Source organism: Rhizobium bangladeshense, from assembly GCF_017357245.1.
Classification (GTDB): domain Bacteria; phylum Pseudomonadota; class Alphaproteobacteria; order Rhizobiales; family Rhizobiaceae; genus Rhizobium; species Rhizobium bangladeshense.
In genome coordinates, this window is sequence record NZ_CP071612.1 from 1,918,291 (window position 1) to 1,941,456 (window position 23,166).

The window sequence follows — 23,166 nt, forward strand, 5'->3', positions numbered from 1 at the left end:
CACCAGGTCCGCAATTAGCGGAACGAGCGGGATGCGATGTTGCGGATGTCGTAGCGGCTAACGCCGATATCGGACAGGGTCTGGTTCGACAGGCTGCCGAGCTCGTTGAGCGTGCGGCGGTAGCTGAGCCAGCTTTTTGCAATGCGGATCGGATTCATTGTCATCTTCCTCGAACAAATGTCCGCGGGACGGCGGGATCGCCTGTCTCTCTGCGGTTGATGTCTATATAGGCGATGTCGGTCCGATTGTGCAGTGCAAATAAGAGGCGTCTGCCATGCAATTGTGCACTACGATGCTCGCAAATTGAGCGGTGAATACTTTTTAAGCGAGCGATAGAGCTGAGAAAACAGCAACCGGAGCGGCAGTGGATTGCTTGCAAAAGAAAACGCCCGCTGTGGTGCAGCGGGCGTTTAAATCATTGACGATCTGCTTGGGAGAAAGCAGCGACCGCCTTGAATTAGCGGGAGGAAGCCTCACGGGCAACGCGATGGATGTCCGAACGGTCGATGCCGAGGTCATGCAATTCGCGGTTGGTCATGCGACCGAGTTCCGTAACGGTCTGACGATACTTGCGCCAGTTGTTAAAAGAGCGAGTGATGTTCATGTTAAGCCCCTTTCCGAGGGTTTGATCTGCCAGCAGCCACCGATCGGCGCTGACCTCTATTTGATGGCTGGAATATATGTTGCGGCGCGAAGAACGAAAACAGCCAAGTTTTCAAGTCACCCATGCAAGCTGTGCAATGCTTTACACAATATTACCGCATTTTGATCAACGAATAGGCAAAAGAAATTGGTGGAAGATTCTACGTTTTCTCGTGCTCACTCTCGTTGCGGTAGGCAAAGCTGCCTCTCCGGCGGATCGAGTCGATGGGGTTTAGCGCCGAAGCGCCAAGCAACTCATTTATCTCACGCCGCCGAAGCGAGTGATCGCGATACGGTGCCACGGCTTCATGCGGCGGCCGTCACGTCAGGTGGCCTCGCTTTGCGAGCAGCACTGCGGCGCCGATAACGATAAGTTGTTGAATCCCAGGCCGTCCATTCGTCAATAAAACGCCCGCCGGGGGAGGATCCGGCGGGCGCATTATACTGACTGGCAACTGGGAGGAGGAGTGTTGCCAGTCTATCGCAGCGCGCTTGGGAGGAGGAGTGCGCAGCCGCGAATCTCGTCACGAACAAAAGCATCCGTGGGCGTCCGGAAAACCGGGCCGGGGCGCCATCCCCGTGCTTCGATAGATCGGTAAATAATATGACTAATCATTTTTTTGCAGTGCAATAAATACATGAGAGGTATGCGAAATGAGCATGCGTCTCCCTTTGTATGCTCATATTAGCGCTTCCGACGTTAGCGGTCGGTTAACGTCTGACCCAAATTAGACCAATGAGGAATTTGCAGTCTATCGCCGGGATGGCGTTTGCGAAGCCGCCTGCTGCGGCTATAACGACGGAAGCCGAAGCGCCGGAACGAGCGTCACGGAAATGAGGAGTGAGGCATGTATCGCGGCAGATTGGAGCGGGATCTCTCGCTCTGGGTGGGAAAGGGGCTGATTGGAGAGGAAACCGCCGGCGCGCTTCTCGCCGAATATGATAGCCGCCCGGCAAGCTTCAGCCTCGGCCGGGTGCTGATGGCGCTGGCGGCGGTGCTGCTTGCCGCGGCCGTCTTGCTGGTCGTCGCGTCCAACTGGGAGGCCATTCCGCGCCTCGTCCGCGTCGGCGCTATCCTCACCCTGATTTGGATTGTACACATTGCCGCCGCCATGATGCTTGCCCGCGGTGCGACAGCGGCCGCAAGCGGGTTGCTGGTCATCGGGGCAATGAGCTTCGGTGGCGCCATCTCGCTGGTCGGGCAAATGTATCATCTCTCGGGCGACGAGCAGACCGTGATGTATCTCTGGTTCGCGATTGCCACGATCTCGGCGATCCTGTTCCGTTCGGGCGCCGTTGTCGTCGTCGCAGGCTTTCTCTCCTGGGCGTCGTTCGCCGTCTATCTCGAGAACCACGAGACGCATTGGATCGGGTTTGATCCCTGGATGGCGCCGATCATGGCGGTGATGACAATCGCGCTGGTGCGTTATACCGGTGCCGAGCGGGCCCGTCATCTCGCCTACTTGCTGCTGGTCGGCTGGCTCGCCTGGCTCTACACGCTTTATGAGGAGATCGCCGTGGCGCTCGCCTTCGCAATCGGCGGTATGGCGGCCTTCGCGCTAACGGCTTTGCCGCACCCTCGTATCGCTTCGCTGATGAGAAGTGCCGGCGCAGCGCCGGCTTTCTACAGCTTCGTCGTCGCCGTAATCGGCTTGCTGCTGCTGCATATCGAGATTGAGCAAGGCTGGCGGCTGGTGGTGCTCGGCGTGGCGACGCTCGCCGCTGCCGTGCTGGCGATCGCTCTACATGGCAGGGATAACGGCGCGGTGCGTTATCTCGCCTATACGACCTTTGCCGTGGAGATGCTCTATCTCGCCTCCGTCACCGTCGGCTCGATCCTCGGCACGTCGAGTCTCTTCTTGTTCTCCGGTCTCGTGGTGGCGCTCGTCGCCTGGCTCGTCATTCGTCTCGAGCGGCGCTTTTCGCGGGAGGCGCGCGCATGAGTTCGTTGATGGCTAGGCTGCAATCCGGCAAAGGATATCTGATTTCGGCGATCATCGTCGCCGGCTTGCAGTCGGTGATCCTCGGCACGATGATCCAGAGCCGTGCATCGATCCTCAGCAGCGGCGCTGAGGTCCTGCTGAAGACCGCCCCGGTTGACCCGCGGGATTTCCTGCGCGGTGATTATGTCGTGTTGAATTACGACATTTCCGCCGTGCCGGTGCAGACGGTCTCCGGCGGCATTCCCGCTGAACCCGGCGAACACACCCTGTGGGTCCGATTGAAGAGGCAGGTGGACGGTTTCTGGACGGTGAGCGAATCGTCTTTCCAGGCGCTGCCGCCGCAGCCGGAGACGGTGATCCTGCGCAGCCAGCCTTTCTATAGTGGCGGGCTCGCGGCCGGCGGCAGCATCCGCGTCGAATACGGCATCGAGCGCTATTACGTTCCGGAAGGTCAGGGCAAACCGATTGAGGAGGCACGCAATGATGGCAACGTCGCCATAGCGGTGCGGGTCTCGCCAGACGGAAGCGCGCAGATACGCAGCCTGCTCGTCGACGGCAAGCCGGTTTACGACGAACCGCTTTATTGATCTCTCAAGCCTTCGGGGGAGGGCGGCTTCTGGGCTTTGAAGACCCTGTCATTTGCCGTTCATTTTTCCTTTGCCTCGACCAAATCGGGTGATATAGAGACGCCGCGCTCCGGAAGGCCTCATGCGCAGGCATAGGCATGCGGTTTGTGAACGCGGGTATGGTGAAATTGGTAGACACGCCAGATTTAGGTTCTGGTGCCGCAAGGCGTGGGAGTTCAAGTCTCTCTACCCGCACCAGGCTGTTTGCAGGGGGAGACTAAGAACTTAGTTGTCCCCAATGACCGAAGGTTGTTCCGAATACTCGGAAGCGAGTGCCGTTCCCCATTTTGGCGGAATGATACAGGAATTGGGAAAAGCCACGCACGGCACGCTGCCGGCGTCGTGCTCATCGAAACGAACGGCGTCTGGGCACGGCCGCCAGGACATGAAGGTAGGAAGACATGCAGGTTATCGAAACGCTCGCTGAAGGGCTGAAGCGCGAAATCAAGGTCGTTATCCCGGCCAAGGACATGGAAGACAAGATGAATGAGCGTCTTGCCGACGTGAAGGACAAGGTCCGCATCAACGGCTTCCGTCCGGGCAAGGTTCCCGCTGCTCACCTGAGGAAGGTCTACGGCAAGTCGATCATGGCCGACCTCGTCAACGAGATCGTCCGCGAACAGCCCGCCGCCATCCTGTCCAGCCGCGGCGAAAAATCCGCCACGCAGCCGGAAATCGCCATGACTGAGGACAAGGACGAGGCCGACAAGATTCTCGCCGCCCAGCAGGATTTCGAATTCACGCTCTCCTACGAAGTGCTGCCGCCGATCGAACTGCAGTCCGTCAAGGGCATCAAGGTCACGCGCGAAGTCATCGATATCTCGGATGACGAAGTCAACGAGCAGGTCCTGAAGGTCGCCGAAAGCGCCCGCTCCTACGAGAGCAAGACCGGCAAGGCCGCCAACGGCGACCGCGTCACCATGGATTATGTCGGCAAGGTCGACGGCGAAGCTTTCGAAGGCGGCACCGATCAGGGCGCCGAGCTGGTAATCGGCTCCAACCGCTTCATCCCGGGCTTCGAAGATCAGCTCGTCGGCGTCAAGGCCGGCGAAGAGAAGACCATCACCGTGACCTTTCCGGCCGACTATCCGGCGAAGAACCTCGCCGGCAAGGAAGCAACCTTCGACATCACGGTCAAGGATGTTGCAGCGCCCGGCGCGGTCGAGATCAACGACGAACTCGCCTCCAAGCTCGGCATCGAATCCGCTGATCGCCTGAAGGAAATCGTCCGCGGCCAGATCGAATCGCAGTACGGCTCGCTGACCCGCCAGAAGCTGAAGCGCCAGATCCTCGACCAGCTGGACGAGATGTACAAGTTCGAGACCCCGGCTTCGCTCGTCGATGCCGAATTTAACGGCATCTGGAGCCAGGTGAACAACGACCTCGCTCAATCTGGCAAGACCTTCGAGGACGAAGACACGACCGAAGAGAAGGCGCGTGAGGAATACAAGACGCTCGCCGAGCGTCGGGTCCGCCTCGGCCTCGTTCTCTCCGAAATCGGCGAAAAGGCTGGCGTCGAAGTCACAGAAGACGAGATGCAGCGCGCGATCTACGATCAGCTGCGCCAGTATCCCGGCCAGGAAAAGCAGATACTCGAATTCTTCCGCAGCCAACCGGGTGCAGCCGCCTCGATCCGCGCACCGATCTTCGAAGAGAAGGTCATCGACCATCTGCTGACCGAAATCGACGTCACCGACAAGAAGGTGACGAAGGAAGAACTGCTCGCTGAGGAAGAAGGCGAAGCCAAGCCTGAGGCCAAGAAGGCCGCTCCGAAGAAGAAGGCGGCGGCCAAGGCCGAGGCTGCAGAGGCTGGCGAGGGCGAGGAAGCCGCCGCTCCAAAAAAGAAGGCTGCTCCGAAGAAGAAGGCTTCTGAGGACAGCGCCGAGTAATCGCCTTCCCGTTCTAGAATTTGAAGGCCCCGCCATCGCGCGGGGCCTTTTCTTTTTGGATTTATCAGGACAGCACATTTCCAACGTCGCCGTCGCATTATCAACAACAGATAGTTGTGATTAGGTACAATGGGGCAGATCTACCGAGTGGCGAGGGGGCTTGAAAATGACTGCAAAGCACGACCTGAAGAAGCTGGTGGAGGAAATCTACACTGTGCGTGATCGCGGCGATATTGAGGGTACGCTGGCGCTGCTCGGCGAGGATTGCACCTTTCGCATTGTCGGCAATACACGGCTGGCGCCTTTTTCGACTGAATCGGGCGGACCTCATGCCTTTCGCCAAGCAATATCGCAGCTCATCACTGCGTGGGATCTATCCAACGTCAGGACAGCCGGCATTTATGTGGACGAGGACGCGCAGGTGGTCTTTGCCCACCGCGATGGCGAGGTCAGGCATATCCCATCGGGCGTGACATTCCGTACGGAATTCGTCGACAAGTTCCATTTTAGGGATGGCAAGCCGGTCAAGATCGTCGAATTCCTCGACACGTTGCAAATGGCCGAGACGAGTCAGATGATCCAAGTCGCTTAAACGGCGGCGAAAAACATCCCATGTGAGGCACTTTAGCGAAAATGGCCACCGCTCAATTCGCGGTCCGTGTCAATTGCGCGACTTTCCTGACATGACTCACGGCTGCGGTTCCGCCTGATGTTTTGGTGAACAGGCTGAGCGTTTCTTCCTCATCATCCGCGACGGGTGTCAGCGCCTGATCCATATAGCTCTTCGACTTCGCATCTCTTGAGATCAGGAAGGCGGAGATCATCAGGCCGATGATCGTGCCGGCGAGCGAAGCATGTTTGAGGATGGTTTCCCTGGCAAAGCGCGGCCAGAAGACCAGCGGGTGTTCGCGCGGAAGCTCCGGACGTCGCTCCGACGGCGTCTTTAAGCGCATGAGGCCGCTTTGCAGCGGATGCACGTTTTCCAGCGGCACGGTCGTTGCGAAGGAGACGAGAACTTTCACAAGCCTTGCCAGCGGCACACCGGTCGCCACGGCGCGGCGCAGCAGCGTCTTCATATGGGCAGGCGAATAATAGAGCGACCAAGCCTCATGGTAGATGTCTTCCCATTCCTGCTTGCTCATTTTGGGGTGGGCGGTGCAGACATGCTCGACATCGTAGATGTTGAGATCGCCGTCCATCTCGACGCCCTTCTTCCACAGGACCTGATGGTCCTCCGAACCGGGCAGCGGCGTCAGGATGAAGAATTCGATGACGTCGAGCGGGAGCTCTTCCTGGATGATGGCAATGTCGCGCCGGATCGATTCCGGCGTGTCGGCGGGGAAGCCCAGAATATAGCCGGCAAGCGTCATGATGCCCTGCGCCTTCCAGGCGAGCAGCATCTTGCGGTATTCGGTGATTTTGTTCTGGTTCTTCTTGGCGGCGGTCAGATTGTCCGGATTGACGTTTTCAAGACCGATGAAGACGCGGGTGACGCCCGCGCGCTTGGATTTCTCGATGAAATTGGGAATTTTGTGGCAGAGCGTGTCGACCTGAATCATCAGGCCGAGCGGAATGCCATCCCGCTCCTTGAGCTCTATCAAGCGGTCAAAGATCGCTTCCCAATCCTTGTTGCGGGCGAAATTGTCGTCGGTGATGAAGAATTTATGGATGCCCTGCGCCCAGTTCATCCGCACCAGCTTCTCGACGTCGTCGGCAGAGCGGAAGCGCGACTTGCGTCCCTGCACATTGATGATGGTGCAGAACGAGCACTGATAGGGACAGCCGCGTCCGGCATCGAAACTCGTGCTGAGCCCGAGCGTACGCTGGATATTGTCCTTCGGCAGGAAGGGAACCGGCGTACCTCCGATGCCGGGAAGGTCGTTCATGAAATTATAGAGCGGCTTCAACTCGCCGGCGGCGGCGTCGCGCAGCACCATCTCCAGCCGCCCTTCGGCCTCGCCGGCGAACATCGAGATGCCCATGTCGCGGCAGGCATCGAGCCCGACCGCCGTGCCGTCGAGCATCGAAAGGCAACCGGACACATGGAAGCCGCCCATCGAAACAAGCAGGCCGGCATTGCGGAACGGGCGGGCGATATCGAGTGCGCGCGGATATTGATTGGACTGGACGCCAACCAGCGCGACCATGCCGAAATTGCCGTGGCGTCTGAACTGGGCGAGCAGCCGAGCGAAATCGATCCGCGTATTGGTCTCGTCGAGTACCGTGATGTCGATCGCGACATCTGGCCCGAGCACTTTACGCTCGGCGCATTCGGCAGCGATACCGTAGAGAGCCGCAAGCGAATTGGACGGGATCATTGCCCGCCACCAGCGGATGACGTAGCCGTCATCGTCATAATGCGACGGCTTGATCAGGATGAGCTGAAAACGTCTGCGCGCGGCTTCCGAAGCATGGGACAAGAGTGTCTATCTTTCTTTAGAAACATCTGCCCGGAGGCAAAACGGCGTTGATGGCACAAATCAGGCACGGCGTATCAATGCGATTTATCAGAGTTCAAACTAAGGCGTAAAAATTCGAAACTGCGCGCTAAAGTTTCGCGCAGCATGTCTTCCGTCGATACACTACTCGAGATCGAGCAGCAATGCGCGGTGGTCCGACACCTCGGGCGCCTTGACCACCTCAAATTGGGCAACCTTCACCTCCGGTGTAACCAGCATGTAGTCAGCGAAGCGGCCTTGCTTTGGATAGTAGGAAGTTCGCGTGTCGACGAGGCCGTTTCCGGTGACGAGATCGGAAAGACCTAACCTGGCAAGGACCTTGAAGGTCGCGCTGTCGGGCAGCAGGTTGAAGTCGCCGCAGACAACGAGCCCTTCGTCACCTGGCCAGATCCGCCCGATGAGGCCGACCAGCGCCAAAGCCTGCTTTTCGCGCTCCGCCGTATCGCCCTTGCCGGCGGGATCGCGCAGCCCATGCATATGGGCGATCGTCACAGCGCGAGCGTGTTCATGGCTGAAGAGACGGATGCAATGCGCGTTTCGCGGCCTGGGATGTTCACCCCAGCCATCGGCGGAAAAACTGCCATGCACGAAGTCCAGCGCCTGGGCGATAATGGAATGCGATTTGCGGACGAAGGTCGCCAACCCGAATTCCGCGACAATGGCGGCGTCGCCATCGAAAAGCTCACCTCTCGATGTCGGGCAGAAGAAGGCGTCGTGGCCGGGCAGGGCGTCGCCGATCTCCCGGAACAGATCGACGCGCTGCGGCAGCTCCAGCCCCGCATCCCGGTAGAGCGACCATCCGCGATCCGCATTCGGCGCCCTCAGCATCTCCTGCAGGCACAGCACATCGGGATCGGCCTGCCTGACATAGGCGATCAGGGCCTCGTGCAGCCTGCCGCCCCATGCATTCAGCGAAATGATGCGCAAGCTCTCGGCTCCGTCTTGGCTGGCGGAATTAGATGGTGGCGCTGCCGGCGGCGCTTTCAGAGTTCCGACTTGATGTCGCCCATCCGGTTCCAAGCGTCGAGCCCGGCGATCTTATAGGCTTCGGCGAGCGTCGGATAGTTGAAGGTGTTTTCGACGAAATATTCGACCGTGCCCTTCAGATTGAGCACCGCCTGGCCGATATGCACCAACTCCGTGGCGCCTTCGCCGACGATATGCACGCCGAGCAGTCGGCGCGTCTTCAGCGAGAAAATCAGCTTCAGAAGCCCTGTGTCGAGGCCCATGATGTGGCCGCGCGAAGTTTCGCGGAAGCGGGCAATACCGCATTCATAGGGAATGCCGCGCTCCTTCATTTCCTCTTCGGTGAGGCCGCAGGTCGAAATCTCCGGCACCGCATAGATGCCGTAGGGGAAATATTTCTGCGGCTCCTTCGCGACCGCGCCGATCGCCACGCGCGCAGCGATGCGGCCCTGTTCCATTGAGGTCGAGGCAAGGCTTGGAAAGCCGACCACGTCGCCGGCGGCGTAGACGTTGGCAACCGATGTCTGGAAGGTCTCCGGATTGACCTTGAGGCGGCCACGGCTGTCGGCCTCCAGGCCAATGGCCGGAAGGTTCAGCGCGTCGGTCGCCCCCATGCGTCCGGCGGCGAAGAGCACCATGTCGGTCACGAGATGACGGCCGTTGTCGAGCGTCAGCTGAACCTTGCCGCTATCCAGCCGCTCGACCTTCTCAGCCTTCGTGCCGAGCAGCAGTTTCATATTGCGGTCGCGCAGTTGATAGGTGAAATCCTCGACGATTTCCTTATCAATAAAGTCGAGCATGGTCGACTTCGGATCGATTACCGTCACGGCAGTATCGAGCGCCGAGAAGATCGTCGCATATTCGATGCCGATAACGCCGGCGCCGATGACGACCATGGTGCGCGGGAGTTCTTCGATATCAAGCAACTCGTCGCTGTCGAGCACGGTCTTGCCATCAAACGGCATATAGTCTGGCCGAAATGGCTTCGTGCCCACGGCAAGCAGAATACTGGCGCCGCTGACGGTCATTGCTTCGCCATCATCCTTGATGACCTGCAAGGTGGTGGAATCGATGAAACTCGCTTTGCCGCGCATATGGTGGACACGGTTGCGGGCGAACTGATGCTCGAGCACTTCCACCTCATGGTTGAGCGTAATCAACAGGCGGCGGCGCAGATCTTCCGCACTGATCTCCTGCTTGACGCGATAGGATCGGCCATAGAAGCCGCGCTCGCGCCAGCCCGACAAATTGAGCGCCGTCTCGCGCAGTGTCTTCGAAGGGATGGTGCCGGTATGAACGGACACGCCGCCGACGCGCTTGCCCTGTTCGATGACAAGCACTTTCTTGCCGAGTTTCGCTGCCTGGATCGCGCCGCGGCGCCCCGCGGGACCGCTACCCACCACAACGAGATCGTACTGAAACATCCTCTAGCCTCGGATTGGAAATGGAATCATTTGCGACAAAAATGTCGCTCCACTATCGGTAGCCGGTCAATGTTACAGATTGTTTTACAGCTACAGATTCAGCCGGAGCTGTGCTTTTCAGATCAGCTTCAGGCCTTTCAGACTGATATGGCCGTCCCTGCCGATGATGATGTGGTCGTGAACGGTGATATCAAGTGCCTTCGCCGCGTCGATGATTACTTTCGTCATATCGATGTCAGCGCGCGACGGTTGTTCATGCGTGAGTGATGTAGTCAGTGGAAATATCGGTCACCCTGGTGACCCCGAGTAACGCCATATTGCCATGCAGTTCCTTCTTCAGGATATCCGCCGCTCTGACCACGCCCGGTAGTCCCGCGACGGCTGCAGCATAAAGGAACGGCCTGCCCACGAACACGAAACAGGCGCCAAGCGCGAGGGCCTTCATGATATCCGTTCCACGCCTGATGCCGCCGTCGATCATGACGGCAATGTTGTCTCCGACACGTGCCGCAATCTCCGGAAGAACCTGAAGGGGAGATGCGGTGCCGTCGAGCTGGCGGCCGCCATGATTGGAGACGATCACTCCATCCGCCCCGGTATTTGCAGCCCGTGCCGCGTCTTCAGGATGCATGATCCCCTTGACCACGAGCTTGCCGGACCACCGCTTGCGTATCCGCTCCAGGTGGCTCCAGTTGAGGTGGTCACGCTTGCCGAAATCGCGCGTGACGTTCGAGGAGATGATCGGCGCGCCTCTTGTGGCGTAGGAATTTTCAAAATGCGGAATGCCGTGCCGGACGATCGTGCGCAGGAATGTACCGGTTGTCCATCGGGGATGCGAGATGCCCTGCCATGCCAGGCGGAGCCCGGGACGCAAAGGCGTCGAAAACCCCGCCCTTACATTATTTTCGCGATTGGGTAGCGTGGCCGTATCCACGGTCAGCAAAAGTGTACCGATGCCGGCCGCAGCGACCCGATCGATAAGAGCGTCGATACGGTCGGGTTCGCCGGGGAGATAGGCCTGAAACCACGCTTGTGGCGAAACCGCGGCTATCTCTTCCAGGGGGATGAGTGACGAACCGCTTATAATCATCGGGATTCCCGATCGGTCCGCTCCTTGCGCGAGCACGATGTCCCCCCGATAGGCCATCAGCGCGCTGATCCCCATCGGCGCGATGCCGAACGGTGCGGCATAAGTCTTGCCGAAGAGGCTCGTCTCGGTGCTGCGTCTCGAGACGTCCAGAAGTACACGAGGCCGAAAGGCATAGGCCTGGAAGGCCTCTGCGTTATGCCGCAGCGACGCATTGGTCTCGGTCGCGCCGGCGATATAACCGAACAGAGGCTTCGGCAGATGTCGCCGCGCGCTCATTTCGAAGTCATCGAGGCAGAGCGCATCGCGGCAGAGCCGCGTCGATCGATCAGTGTTACCGCGGGAGATCGTCATGAAACTTTATCTTCTCGGTATTTCGGGCGGGTATTATTCAGCGTAGCGGGATTACATTAACTTCAGCCCCTTCAGGCTGACATGGCCATCCTTGCCAATGATGATGTGGTCGTGGACGGTGATGTCGAGTGCCTTGGCGGCCTCGACGATCACCTTCGTCATCTCGATGTCGGCGCGCGAGGGCGTCGGATCGCCGGAGGGGTGATTGTGGACGAGGATGATCGCCGTTGCCGAAAGCTCAAGTGCGCGTTTGACCACTTCACGCGGATAGACCGGCGTATGGTCGACCGTTCCGCGGCCCTGCACCTCGTCAGCGATCAGCACGTTGCGCTTGTCGAGGAAGAGGATGCGGAACTGTTCTCGTGTCTCGTGCGCCATGGCGGCGTGGCAATACTGGATGACCGAGGACCAGGAGGAGAGAACCTGCTTGCTTCTGATCTCGCTCTTCAAAGTCCGGTGAGCGACGGTGGCGATCAGTTTCAGGTCGAGGGCGACATTCCCACCGACGCCCTTCACCTCTGTCAGGAGACCAGCGGGCGCGCCAAAGACGCCGGCAAGAGAGCCGAATCGTTCGATGAGCGCCTTGGCGATCGGCTTGGTGTCGCGTCGCGGGATCAGCCGGAAAAGCAGGAGTTCGAGGATTTCGTAATCGGCAAGCGCCGTGTCGCCCAGCTCGCGGAAGCGGTCACGCAGCCGCTCACGATGGCCGTGATAGTGTTCCGGCCCTGAGAGCGAGGCGGGTAGGGCGGTCCGGGCGTTCGGCGCGGCTGGATTTTGCGGCCGGACGCCGAAGAATGAGCGTTCGTCGGCAACAGGCTCTTCAGTCTCGAAAGGCAGCTCGTCGTCGGAAGATGTCGCAACAGGCCGCTTCGCCATCGGATCGTCACCGGGCAAGCGGCGGCAATCCGGGCCGGTCGAGACCGCCCGGTGACAGCGTGAAGATTTCGCAGCCCTCGGCGGTGACGCCGACCGTGTGTTCATATTGCGCCGAAAGCGAGCGGTCGCGGGTCACGGCCGTCCAGCCATCGGCCAGCACCTTCACATGCGGCCGGCCGAGATTGATCATCGGCTCGATGGTGAAGATCATGCCTTCGCGCAGCTCCGGCCCTTCATTGGCGCGGCCATAATGCAGGATGTTCGGCGAATCGTGGAACAGTCGGCCGACACCGTGGCCGCAGAAATCGCGCACCACCGAACAGCGCTCGGCCTCCGCATAGGTCTGGATCGCCTCGCCGATCGCGCCGGTGCGGGCGCCGGGCTTGACGGCGGCGATACCGCGCATCAGTGATTCATAGGTGACCTCAAGCAGCCGCTCGGCGGCGCGCTTGATCGTGCCGACGGGATACATCCGGCTCGAATCGCCATGCCAGCCGTCGAGCACGAAGGTAACGTCGATATTGACGATATCGCCTTCGCGCAGCGGCTTGTCGTTCGGAATGCCGTGGCAGACGACGTGATTGATCGAGGTGCAGGTGGATTTGGTGTAGCCGCGATAGTTCAGCGTTGCCGGATGCGCGCCGTGATCCATGCCGAAATCGAACACGAACCGATCGATCTCATCGGTGAGCACGCCGGGCTTGACGATCTCGGCAAGCGCATCAAGGCAGCGCGCGGTCAGCTGGCACGCCTTGCGCATGCCCTCGAAGGCCTGCGCATCGTAAAGCCGGATGGCGCCCGTATTCTTCGGCGGCGCGGAGGAGGCTTCGATATAATTCACCATTGCAGGGCCTTAGCGGAGATTGTTAGATTTGTTCATAATGCAGCTATGCCGGGTTCGTCCATCGCGATCAACCGTCGGCGCGAGATTTCTGGAAGGATTCGCTCCGCCATCCGCGCCCTTCCGCTGGCGAATTCTTAGCGCCGGATGAAATATCCACAATCTTCCCAAGAGGATAGGATTGATCGGATAAGACCTCCCCGCTACTCACCGATTGGTGACAGCGGGGAAGGGTCGATCATGCTGATTGAAGCTGAAAATCTTGAGATTTCGCCTGGGGCCGGCGCTGAGCCGGAACGGCGCGTACGCGATCGCGGTGCCACCGAGCGCGCGATCCTTGCCGCCGCCAAGGGCCTGCTGGCGGAGGAGGGCTTTCAGAATTTCGGCATCAATGCGGTCGCCCGCCGCGCCGGTTGCGATAAGCAGCTGATCTACCGCTACTATGGCGGCCTTGACGGGCTGGTAGAGGCGATCGGCGCAGATCTCGGCACCTGGGTCAAGGACCGCATCCCGGAAGATGCCGGCGGCATGTTCATGCTCACCTATGGCGATCTGATGGAGCGGCTGGCGCTCCTCCTGCTTGACGCCTTGAGAAGTGATCCGCTGATGCGCAGGATCGTCGCCTGGGAGGTCTCGGAAAACACCGAGCAGGTGAGGCGGTTGTCCGAAGCCCGTTCGAAGGCTCTTGCCCTCTGGCTGGATCGCATGCGCGGCTCGCTGGCGCCGCCGAAGGGGGTGGATGCGGCAGCCGTCAATGCCGTCGTCATCGCTGCGATCCAGCACCTCGTGCTTGCCGGCGCCGCCGGCGGCCAGTGCGCCGGCATGTCGCTGAAGACATCAAAGGATTGGGAGAAGGCGGCGACGGCACTGAAGCGTCTCGTGCGCGGCGTCTACGGCTGACCCCCTTTTTCCACAGCAAGGCCGCGGTGTTAACCTTAACAAATGGTTTACGTTGCGTGGGGCTGGTTAAGCCGACAGTGTGGCGGGGAGCAGAGATGTACGAGTGAGAACCTGCGAGTTGACGCCCATGGGAAGCAAGATCGCCAAAGCCGCAATTCTGGTGACGGCAATGATGTTCTTCGCCGTCCTGGCGCTGGATATTGCAATTCCGACGCTGGTTCTTTGCATCATGGCATTGTCGACGAGGTTGGTTTCCCTCGATCTGCCCATCGCGCGCAAGCATGGAGGAGAGGCCGCATGAAGTGGTTTCTGATCTTCTGGGCCGGCCCCATCGTCTTTCTGGGCGGATGGTACTGGCTCTCCTATTACGACATGAATTTCGGCATCTTCATGCTGACACGGCAGGTCCATGACCTGACTTTCGAGATTTATGGCGAAGCCCTCGGCATTCCGCCGGAAACTATTCCGCCGCTCGTTGCTCGCGCCATCGCGGTGGACAGTCTCGTCGTCTTCGCCATCCTGGGCTTTAGAAAGCGCAAGTCGATCGCTGCCTGGTGGAAGGCGCGTCAGGCGCTGAATTCGTCTCCGGCAGACCTTGCGAGCAAGGAAAGCCTGTCGAGAGCCCCCTGAAGAATGAAGCTGGCCGCGGCCGAATCGATGCGTTCGGCCCGCTTGGCGCGTGAGACGTCCATTTCGATGAGCGCCCGTTCCGCTGCAACCGTCGAAAGCCGTTCGTCCCAATAGACGAAGGGCAGCGCCGTCTTCTGCTCCATGTTGCGCACGAAGGCGCGCGTCGCCTGCACGCGCGGTCCAGCCGATCCGTCCATATTCATCGGCAGGCCGATGATGAAGGCCGCGACCTTTTCCTGAGCTGCGAAATCCAGCAGCGCCTGCGCATCGACCGTGAACTTGACGCGGCGGATCACCGGGCGTGGCGTGGCGAAACGCCGGCCGAGATCGGACATCGAAATCCCGATCGTCTTGGTGCCGAGATCGAGGCCGGCGATTGCCTGTCCAGGGGCAAGCGTTCCGGCCATTTCCTCGATCGTCAGCACCGTCATTGCCGTTTCATCCCGTCAAAAGAAATTGAAGCCGCCGCCGCTTTTCTTTGCAGGCGCATGAGATATGTCCTTACCATCGAAATAAGATTTTGCATCACGTAAGGAGAGATTTGATGAAGATCACCTGGCTCGGCCATTCCGCCTTCCGCATCGAGACATCAAAGGCGAAGATGCTGCTCGACCCCTTCCTGAGCCATAACGCCTCCTTTTCCGGCCAGGATATCAAGGATGTTTCCGCAGGCATCACCCATATCCTGCTGACCCACGGCCATGGCGACCATGTCGGCGATACGGTGGCCCTTGCCCAGGAAACCGGCGCCGTCGTTCTGGCCAATGCCGATCTCGCCGCCTGGCTCGGCTCCAAGGGCGTCGACAGGGTCGAGATGGGCAATACGGGCGGGACGATCACGCTCGGCGGCTTCTCCGCGACCTTCACCAATGCACTGCATTCCTCCGCTCAAATCACCGAGGACGGGGTCTCGCATGCGCTCGGCAACGCCAACGGCCTGATGTTGCATTTCGACGACGAAGCTTCGATCTTCGCCATGGGCGACACTGACATTTTCTCTGACATGGCGCTGATTAACGAGTTGCACCAGCCCGACATCGGCTTCGTGCCGGTCGGCGACCGCTTCACGATGGGGGGCGCGGTGGCAGCACTCGCCTGTCAGCGCTATTTCAGCTTCAAGATCGCAATCCCCTGCCACTACGGCACCTTCCCGATCATCGACCAGACGGCCGATAAGTTCGTTGCCGGCATGGAGGGATCGAAGACGCAGGCGAGGGCGATGAAGCCTGCCGAGAGCCTGTCGATCTGACGAAACCCCGTTGCACCTGGCGGACATGGCCTTTATAGCGATAGGAAAAATCCTATCCGGAGAATGCCATGTCCGTCGATCTTGCCACCGTGAAGCGCGTCGCCAAACTTGCCCGTATTGCCGTCTCCGAGGATGAGGCAAATCGCATGGTCGGCGAGCTGAACGGCATTCTCGGCTTCGTCGAGCAGCTCTCCGAAGTCAATGTCGATGGCGTCGAGGCGATGACATCGGTGACCCCGATGGCGATGAAGAAGCGGGCCGACGAGGTGACCGACGGCAACAAGGCAGCCGATATCGTCGCCAATGCGCCGGTCACCGACCATAATTTCTTCCTGGTGCCGAAAGTCGTCGAATAAGGCTTTGAAAGCCTCTTTCCGACCCTGTTGCCATTCACAGATCTGAAGCGAAAACACGATGAGCGAACTCACCAGCCTGACCATTGCCGAAGCCCGCCAGAAGCTGCGCGCCAAGGAAATCACCGCGATCGAACTGACCGAAGCCTATATCTCGGCGATCGACGCGGCCAATGACAGGCTGAATGCCTATGTTAAGGTCACGCCGGATCTCGCCCGCGTCATGGCCAGGAAATCGGACGAGCGGATTGCCGCCGGAACGGCCGGCGCCCTCGAAGGCATTCCGCTGGGGATCAAGGATCTCTTTGCCACAGTCGGCGTTCACACCCAGGCCTGCAGCCATATCCTCGACGGTTTCGAGCCGCGTTATGAATCGACAGTCACGCAAAACCTCTGGGACGACGGCGCCGTCATGCTCGGCAAGCTTAATATGGACGAGTTCGCGATGGGCTCCTCCAACGAGACGTCCCATTACGGACCGGTGATCAATCCCTGGCGGGCAGGGGGCTCGAACCAGCAGCTCGTCCCGGGCGGCTCCTCCGGCGGCTCGGCGGCAGCTGTTGCCGCGCATCTTTGCGCCGGCGCCACCGCGACCGATACCGGCGGCTCGATACGACAGCCGGCCGCCTTCACCGGCACCGTCGGCATCAAGCCGACTTATGGCCGCTGCTCGCGCTGGGGCACCGTCGCCTTCGCCTCCTCGCTCGACCAGGCAGGCCCGATCGCTCGTGATGTGCGCGACGCCGCTATCCTTCTGAAATCGATGGCGAGCGTTGATGCGAAGGACACGACATCGGTCGATCTGCCGGTGCCGGATTATGAGGCCGTCCTTGGCCAGTCGCTGAGGGGAATGAAGATCGGCATTCCGAATGAATACCGCGTCGACGGCATGCCCGAAGAGATCGAGACGCTGTGGCGCCAGGGCATTGCCTGGCTGAAGGACGCCGGCGCCGAAATCGTCGATATCTCCCTGCCGCACACCAAATATGCGCTTCCGGCCTATTACATCGTCGCGCCGGCCGAGGCTTCCTCGAACCTCGCGCGATACGACGGCGTGCGCTACGGCCTGCGCGTCGACGGCAAGGATATCGTCGACATGTATGAAAAGACGCGCGCAGCCGGGTTCGGCCAAGAAGTCAAGCGCCGCATCATGATCGGCACCTATGTTCTGTCGGCCGGTTATTACGACGCCTATTACATCCGCGCCCAGAAGGTCCGGACGTTGATCAAACGTGATTTCGAACTGGCTTTCGACGCCGGCGTCGACGCTATCCTGACGCCGGCAACGCCGTCGTCGGCCTTTGGCGTCGCCGATGAAAACCTCGCCGCCGATCCAGTGAAGATGTACCTGAACGACATCTTCACGGTGACGGTCAACATGGCGGGCCTGCCAGGCATCGCCGTGCCCGCCGGCCTCGACCACAAGGGCCTGCCGCTCGGCCTGCAACTGATCGGCAAGGCGTTCGACGAGGAAACCCTCTTCAAGACCGCCTACGTCATCGAACAGGCTGCCGGCAAGTTTACGCCGGCGAAGTGGTGGTAACGGGCCTCACGATCCGAAAGATTACGCCCGCCGACCATGAAAAGGTCGGCGCCGTCGGCTTCGCCTCTTGGGCCGCAGGCGAGGCTTTCGAGGATTGCTATCGCGATCCTCGTGTGATTGCCAAAGTCAGGCACGAGTTCACCGTTTTTCCGCTAGAGACAAAAGGTGAGATCTTCGCTGCCGAGTTTGACGCGGAGATCGTCGACTGGGGCGCTCGTGAAGGCGAACCCAATTATGTCTCGGATCTCTGGGTGCATCCCGATCATCAGGGCAAGGGTGTGGGCGGGGCACTGCTGTTGCATCTGTGCGAGTTGATGACGGCCGAAGGACTGACGACTGCCCGGATTGACACGCATGCCGGGACGATCCGGCTTTACAAACGCTGCGGTTTTACCATCATCTGGCACGGCATCGAATTCTCCAGGAGCATGGGTGTGCCGCTCGAAAAGGTGCATATGGAGAAGCAGCTAGGCTGAGCGATAGCCGAAACAGGGAGAGCTTCATGGCAGCCAATGATCTTATGCGCCTGATCGAGGCAATCGATCGCCTTGCCGCCGGCGGTTTTTCCATGGGGGCGGATTGGCAGGCGGTTCACGATATTTGTCAGCGCCACGAAGGCGAACAGCCGTTCGACTGGGGCCACGCCCTCTGCCACCGCATCGAGGGCGACGACTGGAATGCCGACTACTGGTATCGCCGCGCCGGCAAAACGCGCGGCACGGGCACGATGGCCGACGAATGGTCGGCGATGCGGGCGGAACTATCTGCAAAAGCGTGAAGCTGCGTCCTGACCGCGCCGGCTTAAGACGCGGTCAGGGTTTCTTGCCTGATTATCTATTATCCAACTGCGACCTGACCAGTCTCAGCCCGCGTTCTGTGATCCGGTAGGGCTGGCCGCCCGAAGACTTGATCGCCTTGAGGCGCTTCAGCCTGCGGAAGAGCTCGAGGTCTACGCCGGGATAGAGCCAGCCATCGCGGGTGAAGCAACTGACGTCCTCGATCTTTCTGTTGTCGTCGCGGCTAATTTCGATGCGGCCGCCTTGGGCCATGAGATGCAGGATGCGCTGCTCCGTGCGGGAAATATCCATGTTGTGAGATCCGGTATCGCGCCCGCAGGCGCGCACAAAAACGATCTGGCGCTCATCCGAACGTCAGGGCTTCGTTTTTTCGGGCCCGTGCGCGCAAGAAATCTTGCGGGCAGGGCCTTTACCGGGTCTCAGGCAGGCTCAACATAAAACACCTCGATAAGATCTATTATTCAGCCTGGAAAATGCGGTCAAGAGCATCCGTGTCGATGAAAACCAGTCGAAAACCCTTGGTTTCCGTTGATCATCCCTTTGCAGCTACTGGTAAATTCCGCGAGTCAGTGGTCTAGATAGAGGGGTAACGCGGAGGTGTCGTTGATCCACATTCGCAATGCCCGCGACGGGGAAGCGGAGCTCTTGAGCGAGATCGGGCTGAGGGCCTGGCAAAAGGCGATGGCATCGATCGGCGAATCGGATGCGATGATCGACGCGGCGCGCAATGCCTTTCGCAACTTCGTGGAGAATGACTGGCTGACCATTACGGTCATCGAGCAGAATGGTCAGGTTGCGGGCTGGGCGGCGCGCGAGGCTCTTGATGAGACCATCTCGGATTTCTGGATCGATCCCGCCTTCACCCGTCAGGGACTTGGCTCGGCTCTCCTCGAGCGCATCGAAAAGGACATTGCCGGGCAGGGCTTCGACAAGGCGGCTATGCAGACGCATTCCGGCAATAGCGAGGCAATCGGTTTCTTCCGGGAGCATGGCTATGGCATCCACTGGCTTTCAGTCGCTTATAATCCAAAGCTTGACCGCGACGTGCCGTCTGTCGGGCTGACGAAACAGCTCGTTTCGGACGGCCAAGGCGGATATGGGCAGGAGTTCTGACTTTTCAAAACCTGCGGGCAAGCGAAGCATCGCTTGCGGCGGAAGGTGAGCATCCCGTCATTGCCCAGGTGACGATCGTATGGCAAATGCGCCGGCGCGGTCTTCGCCTCAAAGCGGACTAATCGGACGTCACGCAAAAATTGTTGCCTTCGGGATCATTCAAAACGCTGTAGGTATCCGTCTCGCGTACAAAGGTCGCACCGAGGGATAAGAGCCGTTCCACCTCTTTCTCCCGATCCGCAGCGGCCATATCGAGGTGAACACGGTTGCGGGCGGGCCGCTCTCCTTGGCGGAGATGGAAACAAAGGCGCGTGCCGGGACCTTCGACCATTACGGTCGGGTCCGTTTCAGGTGTAAGCCCCATCGCGGCAAGCCGGGCCAACTCCGCATCGTCATAAGGCAGCACTTTGTAGCCGTCGAGCGCTGCCGCCCAGAAGCGAGCTACGCGTGAGGGAACATCGCAATCGATGACGATTTCTTTCAGCTTTCCCATGGTGCTTCTAAAATCTGTCAGCTCTATGTCGGGAGAGGCGCTCCGCCAACGCGCCACCGACGGCCGGCAGCAAAGCGAAAAGCATGAGCTGCGGTGTTTCCTGCAGCGTCAGCAGGCTGGAAATGGCGAACGCAATAAGCGCTCCCAGCAGATAGGGCAGATAATCCTTCAAGAGTGTCTCCTTGTGGCCAGGGTAAGTCCTAGCGGCATCCTTGGCTGAAATAGAGACCATTATGCTATCGGCAATCGGGCCGATCGAAACTCATCTCGATCGCTCGGCTTATGCAAAATGTATGGCCGCCTTTGGCGCCGAGCGGCACGCCGGCTCGGACCGGAGCTCTCGGCGGCAACCGCTACACAACTCCGCGAAAGCCTTGCACCCGCGCGCCGTTTCCTTTACCTCACCAGTGGAAAAGAACAGCCTGCAAAGAGCATCAGATGACCATTGTCGACGTCCGTACGCCCGATCCGAAACGCTTCATCCCCGGCGCCACCGGTGACTGGGAAGTCATCGTCGGCATGGAAGTCCATGCCCAGGTGCTGTCGAATTCGAAGCTCTTCTCCGGCGCCTCGACGGAATTTGGCAAGCCGCAGAATTCGAACGTATCGCTGGTCGACGCCGCCATGCCCGGCATGCTGCCCGTCATCAACGAGGAGTGCGTCAAGCAGGCCGTGCGCACCGGTCTCGGCCTGAAGGCTCAGATCAACAAGCGCTCGGTGTTCGACCGCAAGAACTATTTCTATCCCGACCTGCCGCAGGGCTATCAGATTTCGCAGTACAAGGATCCGATCGTCGGCGAAGGTAAAATTGTCATTTCGCTCGGGCCGGACCGTCAGGGCCAGTTCGAGGATATCGAGATTGGGATCGAGCGCCTGCACCTGGAACAGGATGCCGGCAAGTCGATGCACGACCAGCACGCGACCATGTCGTATGTTGACCTCAACCGGTCCGGCGTGGCGCTGATGGAGATCGTCTCCAAGCCCGACATGCGCTCATCCGACGAAGCCAAGGCCTATATGACGAAGCTGCGTTCGATCGTCCGCTACCTTGGCACTTGCGACGGTAACATGGATGAAGGCTCCATGCGCGCCGACGTCAACGTCTCCGTGCGTCGTCCGGGCGAGCCCTTCGGCACGCGTTGCGAAATCAAGAACGTCAACTCCATCCGCTTCATCGGCCAGGCGATCGAATATGAAGCTCGTCGCCAGATCGGCATTCTGGAGGATGGGGGCGTGATCGAGCAGGAGACGCGCCTGTTTGATCCGAACAAGGGCGAAACGCGCTCCATGCGCTCGAAAGAGGATGCGCATGACTATCGTTACTTCCCCGATCCGGATCTGCTGCCGCTCGAATTCGACGATGCCTTCATCAAGGCGCTCGAAGCCGATCTGCCGGAGTTGCCCGACGACAAGAAGGAGCGCTTCGTGCGTGAACTCGGCCTGTCGGTCTACGACGCCTCCGTGCTGGTTTCAGAAAAGGCCATCGCCGATTATTTCGAGGCCGTGGCCGCCGGCCGCGACGGCAAGACGGCGGCAAACTGGGTGATCAATGACTTGCTCGGCGCGCTCAACCGCACCGGCAAGGACATCGAACAGTCGCCGGTATCGCCGGCCCAACTCGGCTCCATAATCGACCTTATCAAGGCTGGTACCATCTCCGGCAAGATCGCCAAGGACCTTTTCGAGATAGTGTTGACCGAAGGCGGCGATCCCGTCGAGATCGTCGAATCGCGTGGCATGAAGCAGGTAACAGATACCGGCGCGATCGAAAAAGCCGTGGACGAGATCATCGCCGCCAATCCCGAACAGGTTGAAAAGGTTAAGGCGAAGCCGACCATGGCGGCATGGTTCGTCGGCCAGGTCATGAAGGCGACTGGCGGCAAGGCCAATCCGCAGGCGGTCCAGGCGCTCGTCAAGGCGAAACTCGGCATCGAGGAATAGCCGTGTATTTCGTCCGCACCGCCGGAGAGCGCGACCTGGAGAAGGTGCGCGCTCTTCTGGTGGAGAGCTTTCACGCCACCTATGACGACCTCCACGGCAAAACAAAGGTGGACGATCTGATCGCCCATCTCTTTACGCCGGCAGCACTGAAGGCGCGGCTGGGGCGCAGAGATGCCGAATTCCTGGTCGCCGATAATGGCCGCAACATTGGCGGCGTAGGTTTTGCGGCGATGTCGCAGGTGCTGACGAAGACGGTCATGCTGCATCTCCTCTATGTCAGCCCCTCGCTGAAGCGCCAAGGCATTGGCCGCGATATCTTCGCCGAGCTCGAAACCTGCTTTCCGGATGCTGAGATCATGCGTCTGGAAGTCGAGCCGCAGAATGCGGCGGCGATCGCCTTCTATCAGACGCATGGGTTCATCGAAGTCGGCCGCAACGAGAACAACGCGGCCGGACAATCCGGCATTCCGTCGCTTATTTTCGAAAAACCGCTCGAAGGACATTGAGGCTGTGGCAGTTGAATTGCGGGATATTCTCATTCGCGAAGCGCGCAGGGAAGATTTGCCGGCGCTTGTGGCGCTGTTTGCCGCCGATACTCTCGGCGGTCACGGCGATACGACGGATGCCGCGGCTTTTGCTGATTATGCCAGGGCCTACGCGGTCATCGAGGCTTCGCCCGACCAGACGCTTTATGTCGCAGAGCGCGGCAGCGAAGTCGTCGGCACATTCCAGACGATGCTCACGACCTCGCTGACAGGCCGCGGTTCTTCGACGATGATCATCGAGGCGGTGCAGACGCGGGCTGAGATGCGCGGGCGGGGCATCGGCACTGGAATGATCGAGTTCGCCATATCAGAGGCAAAAGGCCGCGGCGTGCGACTGGTGCAACTGACGTCGAATGCCCTACGCAAGGATGCCCATCGTTTCTATGAAAGGCTTGGCTTCAAGCCTTCGCATCTCGGCTTCAAGATGGCCTTGAAATGACCCTTGCCTCTCGTGGAATCGCTGGACAATTCGGCTTGGCGACGGCATAAGCGAGA

General features: G+C 59.8%; 28 protein-coding genes, 1 tRNA gene and 1 pseudogene. 17 read left to right on the forward strand and 13 right to left on the reverse strand.

The genetic code is table 11. From position 1 onward, the window contains the following. Positions 1 to 14: 14 nt before the first annotated feature. Together J2J98_RS09300 and J2J98_RS09305 are read right to left on the reverse strand one after the other, a co-directional pair. Positions 15 to 158 carry a DUF1127 domain-containing protein gene (locus tag J2J98_RS09300; protein WP_004678841.1) on the reverse strand — a complete coding sequence of 48 codons (144 nt, stop codon included), beginning with the start codon at positions 156 to 158 and terminating at the stop codon, positions 15 to 17. A gap of 299 nt (positions 159 to 457) precedes the next feature. Then, the gene (locus J2J98_RS09305; protein WP_004678838.1) at positions 458 to 604 is read right to left on the reverse strand and encodes a DUF1127 domain-containing protein; all 147 of its coding nucleotides are present in this window, start codon (positions 602 to 604) and stop codon (positions 458 to 460) included. A gap of 886 nt (positions 605 to 1,490) precedes the next feature. On the opposite strand from J2J98_RS09305, the gene J2J98_RS09310 reads away from it, so the two are divergent. The 5 genes from J2J98_RS09310 to J2J98_RS09330 all read left to right on the forward strand — a co-directional run bounded on the left by J2J98_RS09310 (position 1,491) and on the right by J2J98_RS09330 (position 5,692). Next, the gene (locus J2J98_RS09310) at positions 1,491 to 2,585 is read left to right on the forward strand and encodes a DUF2157 domain-containing protein (RefSeq protein WP_207602921.1); all 1,095 of its coding nucleotides are present in this window, start codon (positions 1,491 to 1,493) and stop codon (positions 2,583 to 2,585) included. Continuing rightward, positions 2,582 to 3,172 carry a GDYXXLXY domain-containing protein gene (locus J2J98_RS09315; RefSeq protein ID WP_064709112.1) on the forward strand — a complete coding sequence of 197 codons (591 nt, stop codon included), beginning with the start codon at positions 2,582 to 2,584 and terminating at the stop codon, positions 3,170 to 3,172. The genes J2J98_RS09310 and J2J98_RS09315 overlap by 4 nt, the downstream gene beginning before the upstream one ends. 152 nt (positions 3,173 to 3,324) lie before the next feature. Then, positions 3,325 to 3,409, forward strand: a tRNA-Leu gene (locus J2J98_RS09320). A 203-nt stretch (positions 3,410 to 3,612) separates the two neighbouring features. Then, positions 3,613 to 5,100, forward strand: coding sequence for a trigger factor (gene tig / locus J2J98_RS09325; protein WP_207602922.1), 1,488 nt, complete (start codon positions 3,613 to 3,615; stop codon positions 5,098 to 5,100). Between the two features lie 166 nt (positions 5,101 to 5,266). After that, positions 5,267 to 5,692: a nuclear transport factor 2 family protein gene (locus tag J2J98_RS09330; RefSeq protein WP_064709110.1), complete on the forward strand. Its 426-nt coding sequence runs from the start codon at positions 5,267 to 5,269 to the stop codon at positions 5,690 to 5,692. A 52-nt stretch (positions 5,693 to 5,744) separates the two neighbouring features. Here the strand turns inward: J2J98_RS09330 and J2J98_RS09335 are convergent, their stop codons facing one another. The 7 genes and pseudogenes from J2J98_RS09335 to map all read right to left on the reverse strand — a co-directional run bounded on the left by J2J98_RS09335 (position 5,745) and on the right by map (position 13,110). After that, positions 5,745 to 7,520, reverse strand: a complete 1,776-nt coding sequence (locus J2J98_RS09335) for a B12-binding domain-containing radical SAM protein (protein WP_207602923.1) — start codon at positions 7,518 to 7,520, stop codon at positions 5,745 to 5,747. 162 nt (positions 7,521 to 7,682) lie between these two features. Then, the gene (locus tag J2J98_RS09340; RefSeq protein WP_207602924.1) at positions 7,683 to 8,486 is read right to left on the reverse strand and encodes an endonuclease/exonuclease/phosphatase family protein; all 804 of its coding nucleotides are present in this window, start codon (positions 8,484 to 8,486) and stop codon (positions 7,683 to 7,685) included. Positions 8,487 to 8,542: 56 nt separating this feature from the next. Continuing rightward, a complete protein-coding gene (gene sthA / locus J2J98_RS09345) occupies positions 8,543 to 9,949 on the reverse strand; it encodes a Si-specific NAD(P)(+) transhydrogenase (RefSeq protein WP_064709107.1) in 1,407 nt (468 codons plus the stop codon). A gap of 117 nt (positions 9,950 to 10,066) precedes the next feature. Further along, a pseudogene (locus J2J98_RS09350) lies at positions 10,067 to 10,198 on the reverse strand (JAB domain-containing protein); the annotation flags it as partial. Positions 10,199 to 10,202: 4 nt separating this feature from the next. Continuing rightward, entirely contained in the window at positions 10,203 to 11,390 is a 1,188-nt protein-coding gene (locus J2J98_RS09355; protein ID WP_207602925.1) for an alpha-hydroxy acid oxidase, read from the reverse strand. 51 nt (positions 11,391 to 11,441) lie between these two features. Further along, positions 11,442 to 12,266, reverse strand: a complete 825-nt coding sequence (gene radC / locus J2J98_RS09360; RefSeq protein WP_207602926.1) for a RadC family protein — start codon at positions 12,264 to 12,266, stop codon at positions 11,442 to 11,444. 7 nt (positions 12,267 to 12,273) lie between these two features. Further along, entirely contained in the window at positions 12,274 to 13,110 is an 837-nt protein-coding gene (gene map / locus J2J98_RS09365) for a type I methionyl aminopeptidase (protein ID WP_207602927.1), read from the reverse strand. 237 nt (positions 13,111 to 13,347) lie between these two features. Here map and J2J98_RS09370 point away from each other — a divergent pair, with 237 nt between their 5' ends. The 3 genes from J2J98_RS09370 to J2J98_RS09380 all read left to right on the forward strand — a co-directional run bounded on the left by J2J98_RS09370 (position 13,348) and on the right by J2J98_RS09380 (position 14,637). Next, the gene (locus J2J98_RS09370) at positions 13,348 to 14,007 is read left to right on the forward strand and encodes a TetR/AcrR family transcriptional regulator (protein ID WP_207602928.1); all 660 of its coding nucleotides are present in this window, start codon (positions 13,348 to 13,350) and stop codon (positions 14,005 to 14,007) included. Positions 14,008 to 14,134: 127 nt separating this feature from the next. After that, positions 14,135 to 14,308 carry a hypothetical protein gene (locus J2J98_RS09375; RefSeq protein ID WP_167358511.1) on the forward strand — a complete coding sequence of 58 codons (174 nt, stop codon included), beginning with the start codon at positions 14,135 to 14,137 and terminating at the stop codon, positions 14,306 to 14,308. Beyond that, entirely contained in the window at positions 14,305 to 14,637 is a 333-nt protein-coding gene (locus J2J98_RS09380) for a DUF6105 family protein (protein ID WP_064695989.1), read from the forward strand. Before J2J98_RS09375 ends, J2J98_RS09380 begins: the two co-directional genes overlap by 4 nt. Here the strand turns inward: J2J98_RS09380 and ruvX are convergent. Continuing rightward, positions 14,574 to 15,068: a Holliday junction resolvase RuvX gene (gene ruvX / locus J2J98_RS09385; protein ID WP_064695988.1), complete on the reverse strand. Its 495-nt coding sequence runs from the start codon at positions 15,066 to 15,068 to the stop codon at positions 14,574 to 14,576. The genes J2J98_RS09380 and ruvX overlap by 64 nt on opposite strands. 113 nt (positions 15,069 to 15,181) lie before the next feature. Between ruvX and J2J98_RS09390 the strand changes: the two genes are divergently transcribed. From J2J98_RS09390 to J2J98_RS09410, 5 genes are all read left to right on the forward strand, one after another. Next, a complete protein-coding gene (locus J2J98_RS09390; RefSeq protein ID WP_207602929.1) occupies positions 15,182 to 15,886 on the forward strand; it encodes a metal-dependent hydrolase in 705 nt (234 codons plus the stop codon). Between the two features lie 68 nt (positions 15,887 to 15,954). Next, a complete protein-coding gene (gene gatC / locus J2J98_RS09395; RefSeq protein WP_011425142.1) occupies positions 15,955 to 16,242 on the forward strand; it encodes an Asp-tRNA(Asn)/Glu-tRNA(Gln) amidotransferase subunit GatC in 288 nt (95 codons plus the stop codon). Positions 16,243 to 16,300: 58 nt separating this feature from the next. After that, entirely contained in the window at positions 16,301 to 17,782 is a 1,482-nt protein-coding gene (gatA, locus tag J2J98_RS09400; RefSeq protein ID WP_207602930.1) for an Asp-tRNA(Asn)/Glu-tRNA(Gln) amidotransferase subunit GatA, read from the forward strand. Next, complete coding sequence (locus J2J98_RS09405; RefSeq protein WP_138394063.1) at positions 17,773 to 18,258, forward strand: GNAT family N-acetyltransferase; 486 nt, start codon at positions 17,773 to 17,775, stop codon at positions 18,256 to 18,258. The genes gatA and J2J98_RS09405 overlap by 10 nt, the downstream gene beginning before the upstream one ends. A gap of 26 nt (positions 18,259 to 18,284) precedes the next feature. Further along, entirely contained in the window at positions 18,285 to 18,560 is a 276-nt protein-coding gene (locus J2J98_RS09410) for a hypothetical protein (protein ID WP_207602931.1), read from the forward strand. A 52-nt stretch (positions 18,561 to 18,612) separates the two neighbouring features. Here J2J98_RS09410 and J2J98_RS09415 read toward each other — a convergent pair whose 3' ends face one another. Then, the gene (locus J2J98_RS09415) at positions 18,613 to 18,870 is read right to left on the reverse strand and encodes a YjhX family toxin (RefSeq protein ID WP_064709096.1); all 258 of its coding nucleotides are present in this window, start codon (positions 18,868 to 18,870) and stop codon (positions 18,613 to 18,615) included. 312 nt (positions 18,871 to 19,182) lie between these two features. Here J2J98_RS09415 and J2J98_RS09420 point away from each other — a divergent pair, with 312 nt between their 5' ends. Beyond that, a complete protein-coding gene (locus J2J98_RS09420) occupies positions 19,183 to 19,692 on the forward strand; it encodes a GNAT family N-acetyltransferase (protein ID WP_207602932.1) in 510 nt (169 codons plus the stop codon). A gap of 118 nt (positions 19,693 to 19,810) precedes the next feature. Here J2J98_RS09420 and J2J98_RS09425 read toward each other — a convergent pair whose 3' ends face one another. Both J2J98_RS09425 and J2J98_RS09430 read right to left on the reverse strand, forming a co-directional pair. After that, positions 19,811 to 20,185, reverse strand: coding sequence for a VOC family protein (locus J2J98_RS09425; protein WP_207602933.1), 375 nt, complete (start codon positions 20,183 to 20,185; stop codon positions 19,811 to 19,813). 7 nt (positions 20,186 to 20,192) lie between these two features. Beyond that, positions 20,193 to 20,357, reverse strand: coding sequence for a hypothetical protein (locus J2J98_RS09430; RefSeq protein WP_207602934.1), 165 nt, complete (start codon positions 20,355 to 20,357; stop codon positions 20,193 to 20,195). A gap of 266 nt (positions 20,358 to 20,623) precedes the next feature. Between J2J98_RS09430 and gatB the strand changes: the two genes are divergently transcribed. From gatB to J2J98_RS09445, 3 genes are read left to right on the forward strand one after another with little or no spacing between them, the layout of a single operon-like run. After that, positions 20,624 to 22,126 carry an Asp-tRNA(Asn)/Glu-tRNA(Gln) amidotransferase subunit GatB gene (gene gatB, locus J2J98_RS09435; protein ID WP_207602935.1) on the forward strand — a complete coding sequence of 501 codons (1,503 nt, stop codon included), beginning with the start codon at positions 20,624 to 20,626 and terminating at the stop codon, positions 22,124 to 22,126. A 2-nt stretch (positions 22,127 to 22,128) separates the two neighbouring features. Further along, positions 22,129 to 22,632: a GNAT family N-acetyltransferase gene (locus J2J98_RS09440; RefSeq protein WP_138394081.1), complete on the forward strand. Its 504-nt coding sequence runs from the start codon at positions 22,129 to 22,131 to the stop codon at positions 22,630 to 22,632. 4 nt (positions 22,633 to 22,636) lie between these two features. Then, positions 22,637 to 23,110: a GNAT family N-acetyltransferase gene (locus J2J98_RS09445; protein WP_064709091.1), complete on the forward strand. Its 474-nt coding sequence runs from the start codon at positions 22,637 to 22,639 to the stop codon at positions 23,108 to 23,110. Positions 23,111 to 23,166 lie beyond the last annotated feature (56 nt).

What these genes read in the sequence shown, in the direction of transcription:
- J2J98_RS09300 (WP_004678841.1), bottom strand. Translation starts at nt 158, where the DNA reads ATGAATCCGATCCGCATTGCAAAAAGCTGGCTCAGCTACCGCCGCACG.
- J2J98_RS09305 (WP_004678838.1), bottom strand. Translation starts at nt 604, where the DNA reads ATGAACATCACTCGCTCTTTTAACAACTGGCGCAAGTATCGTCAGACC.
- J2J98_RS09310 (WP_207602921.1), top strand. Translation starts at nt 1,491, where the DNA reads ATGTATCGCGGCAGATTGGAGCGGGATCTCTCGCTCTGGGTGGGAAAG.
- J2J98_RS09315 (WP_064709112.1), top strand. Translation starts at nt 2,582, where the DNA reads ATGAGTTCGTTGATGGCTAGGCTGCAATCCGGCAAAGGATATCTGATT.
- tig (WP_207602922.1), top strand. Translation starts at nt 3,613, where the DNA reads ATGCAGGTTATCGAAACGCTCGCTGAAGGGCTGAAGCGCGAAATCAAG.
- J2J98_RS09330 (WP_064709110.1), top strand. Translation starts at nt 5,267, where the DNA reads ATGACTGCAAAGCACGACCTGAAGAAGCTGGTGGAGGAAATCTACACT.
- sthA (WP_064709107.1), bottom strand. Translation starts at nt 9,949, where the DNA reads ATGTTTCAGTACGATCTCGTTGTGGTGGGTAGCGGTCCCGCGGGGCGC.
- J2J98_RS09355 (WP_207602925.1), bottom strand. Translation starts at nt 11,390, where the DNA reads ATGACGATCTCCCGCGGTAACACTGATCGATCGACGCGGCTCTGCCGC.
- radC (WP_207602926.1), bottom strand. Translation starts at nt 12,266, where the DNA reads ATGGCGAAGCGGCCTGTTGCGACATCTTCCGACGACGAGCTGCCTTTC.
- map (WP_207602927.1), bottom strand. Translation starts at nt 13,110, where the DNA reads ATGGTGAATTATATCGAAGCCTCCTCCGCGCCGCCGAAGAATACGGGC.
- J2J98_RS09370 (WP_207602928.1), top strand. Translation starts at nt 13,348, where the DNA reads ATGCTGATTGAAGCTGAAAATCTTGAGATTTCGCCTGGGGCCGGCGCT.
- J2J98_RS09375 (WP_167358511.1), top strand. Translation starts at nt 14,135, where the DNA reads ATGGGAAGCAAGATCGCCAAAGCCGCAATTCTGGTGACGGCAATGATG.
- J2J98_RS09380 (WP_064695989.1), top strand. Translation starts at nt 14,305, where the DNA reads ATGAAGTGGTTTCTGATCTTCTGGGCCGGCCCCATCGTCTTTCTGGGC.
- ruvX (WP_064695988.1), bottom strand. Translation starts at nt 15,068, where the DNA reads ATGACGGTGCTGACGATCGAGGAAATGGCCGGAACGCTTGCCCCTGGA.
- J2J98_RS09390 (WP_207602929.1), top strand. Translation starts at nt 15,182, where the DNA reads ATGAAGATCACCTGGCTCGGCCATTCCGCCTTCCGCATCGAGACATCA.
- gatC (WP_011425142.1), top strand. Translation starts at nt 15,955, where the DNA reads ATGTCCGTCGATCTTGCCACCGTGAAGCGCGTCGCCAAACTTGCCCGT.
- gatA (WP_207602930.1), top strand. Translation starts at nt 16,301, where the DNA reads ATGAGCGAACTCACCAGCCTGACCATTGCCGAAGCCCGCCAGAAGCTG.
- J2J98_RS09410 (WP_207602931.1), top strand. Translation starts at nt 18,285, where the DNA reads ATGGCAGCCAATGATCTTATGCGCCTGATCGAGGCAATCGATCGCCTT.
- J2J98_RS09415 (WP_064709096.1), bottom strand. Translation starts at nt 18,870, where the DNA reads ATGGATATTTCCCGCACGGAGCAGCGCATCCTGCATCTCATGGCCCAA.
- J2J98_RS09425 (WP_207602933.1), bottom strand. Translation starts at nt 20,185, where the DNA reads ATGGGAAAGCTGAAAGAAATCGTCATCGATTGCGATGTTCCCTCACGC.
- gatB (WP_207602935.1), top strand. Translation starts at nt 20,624, where the DNA reads ATGACCATTGTCGACGTCCGTACGCCCGATCCGAAACGCTTCATCCCC.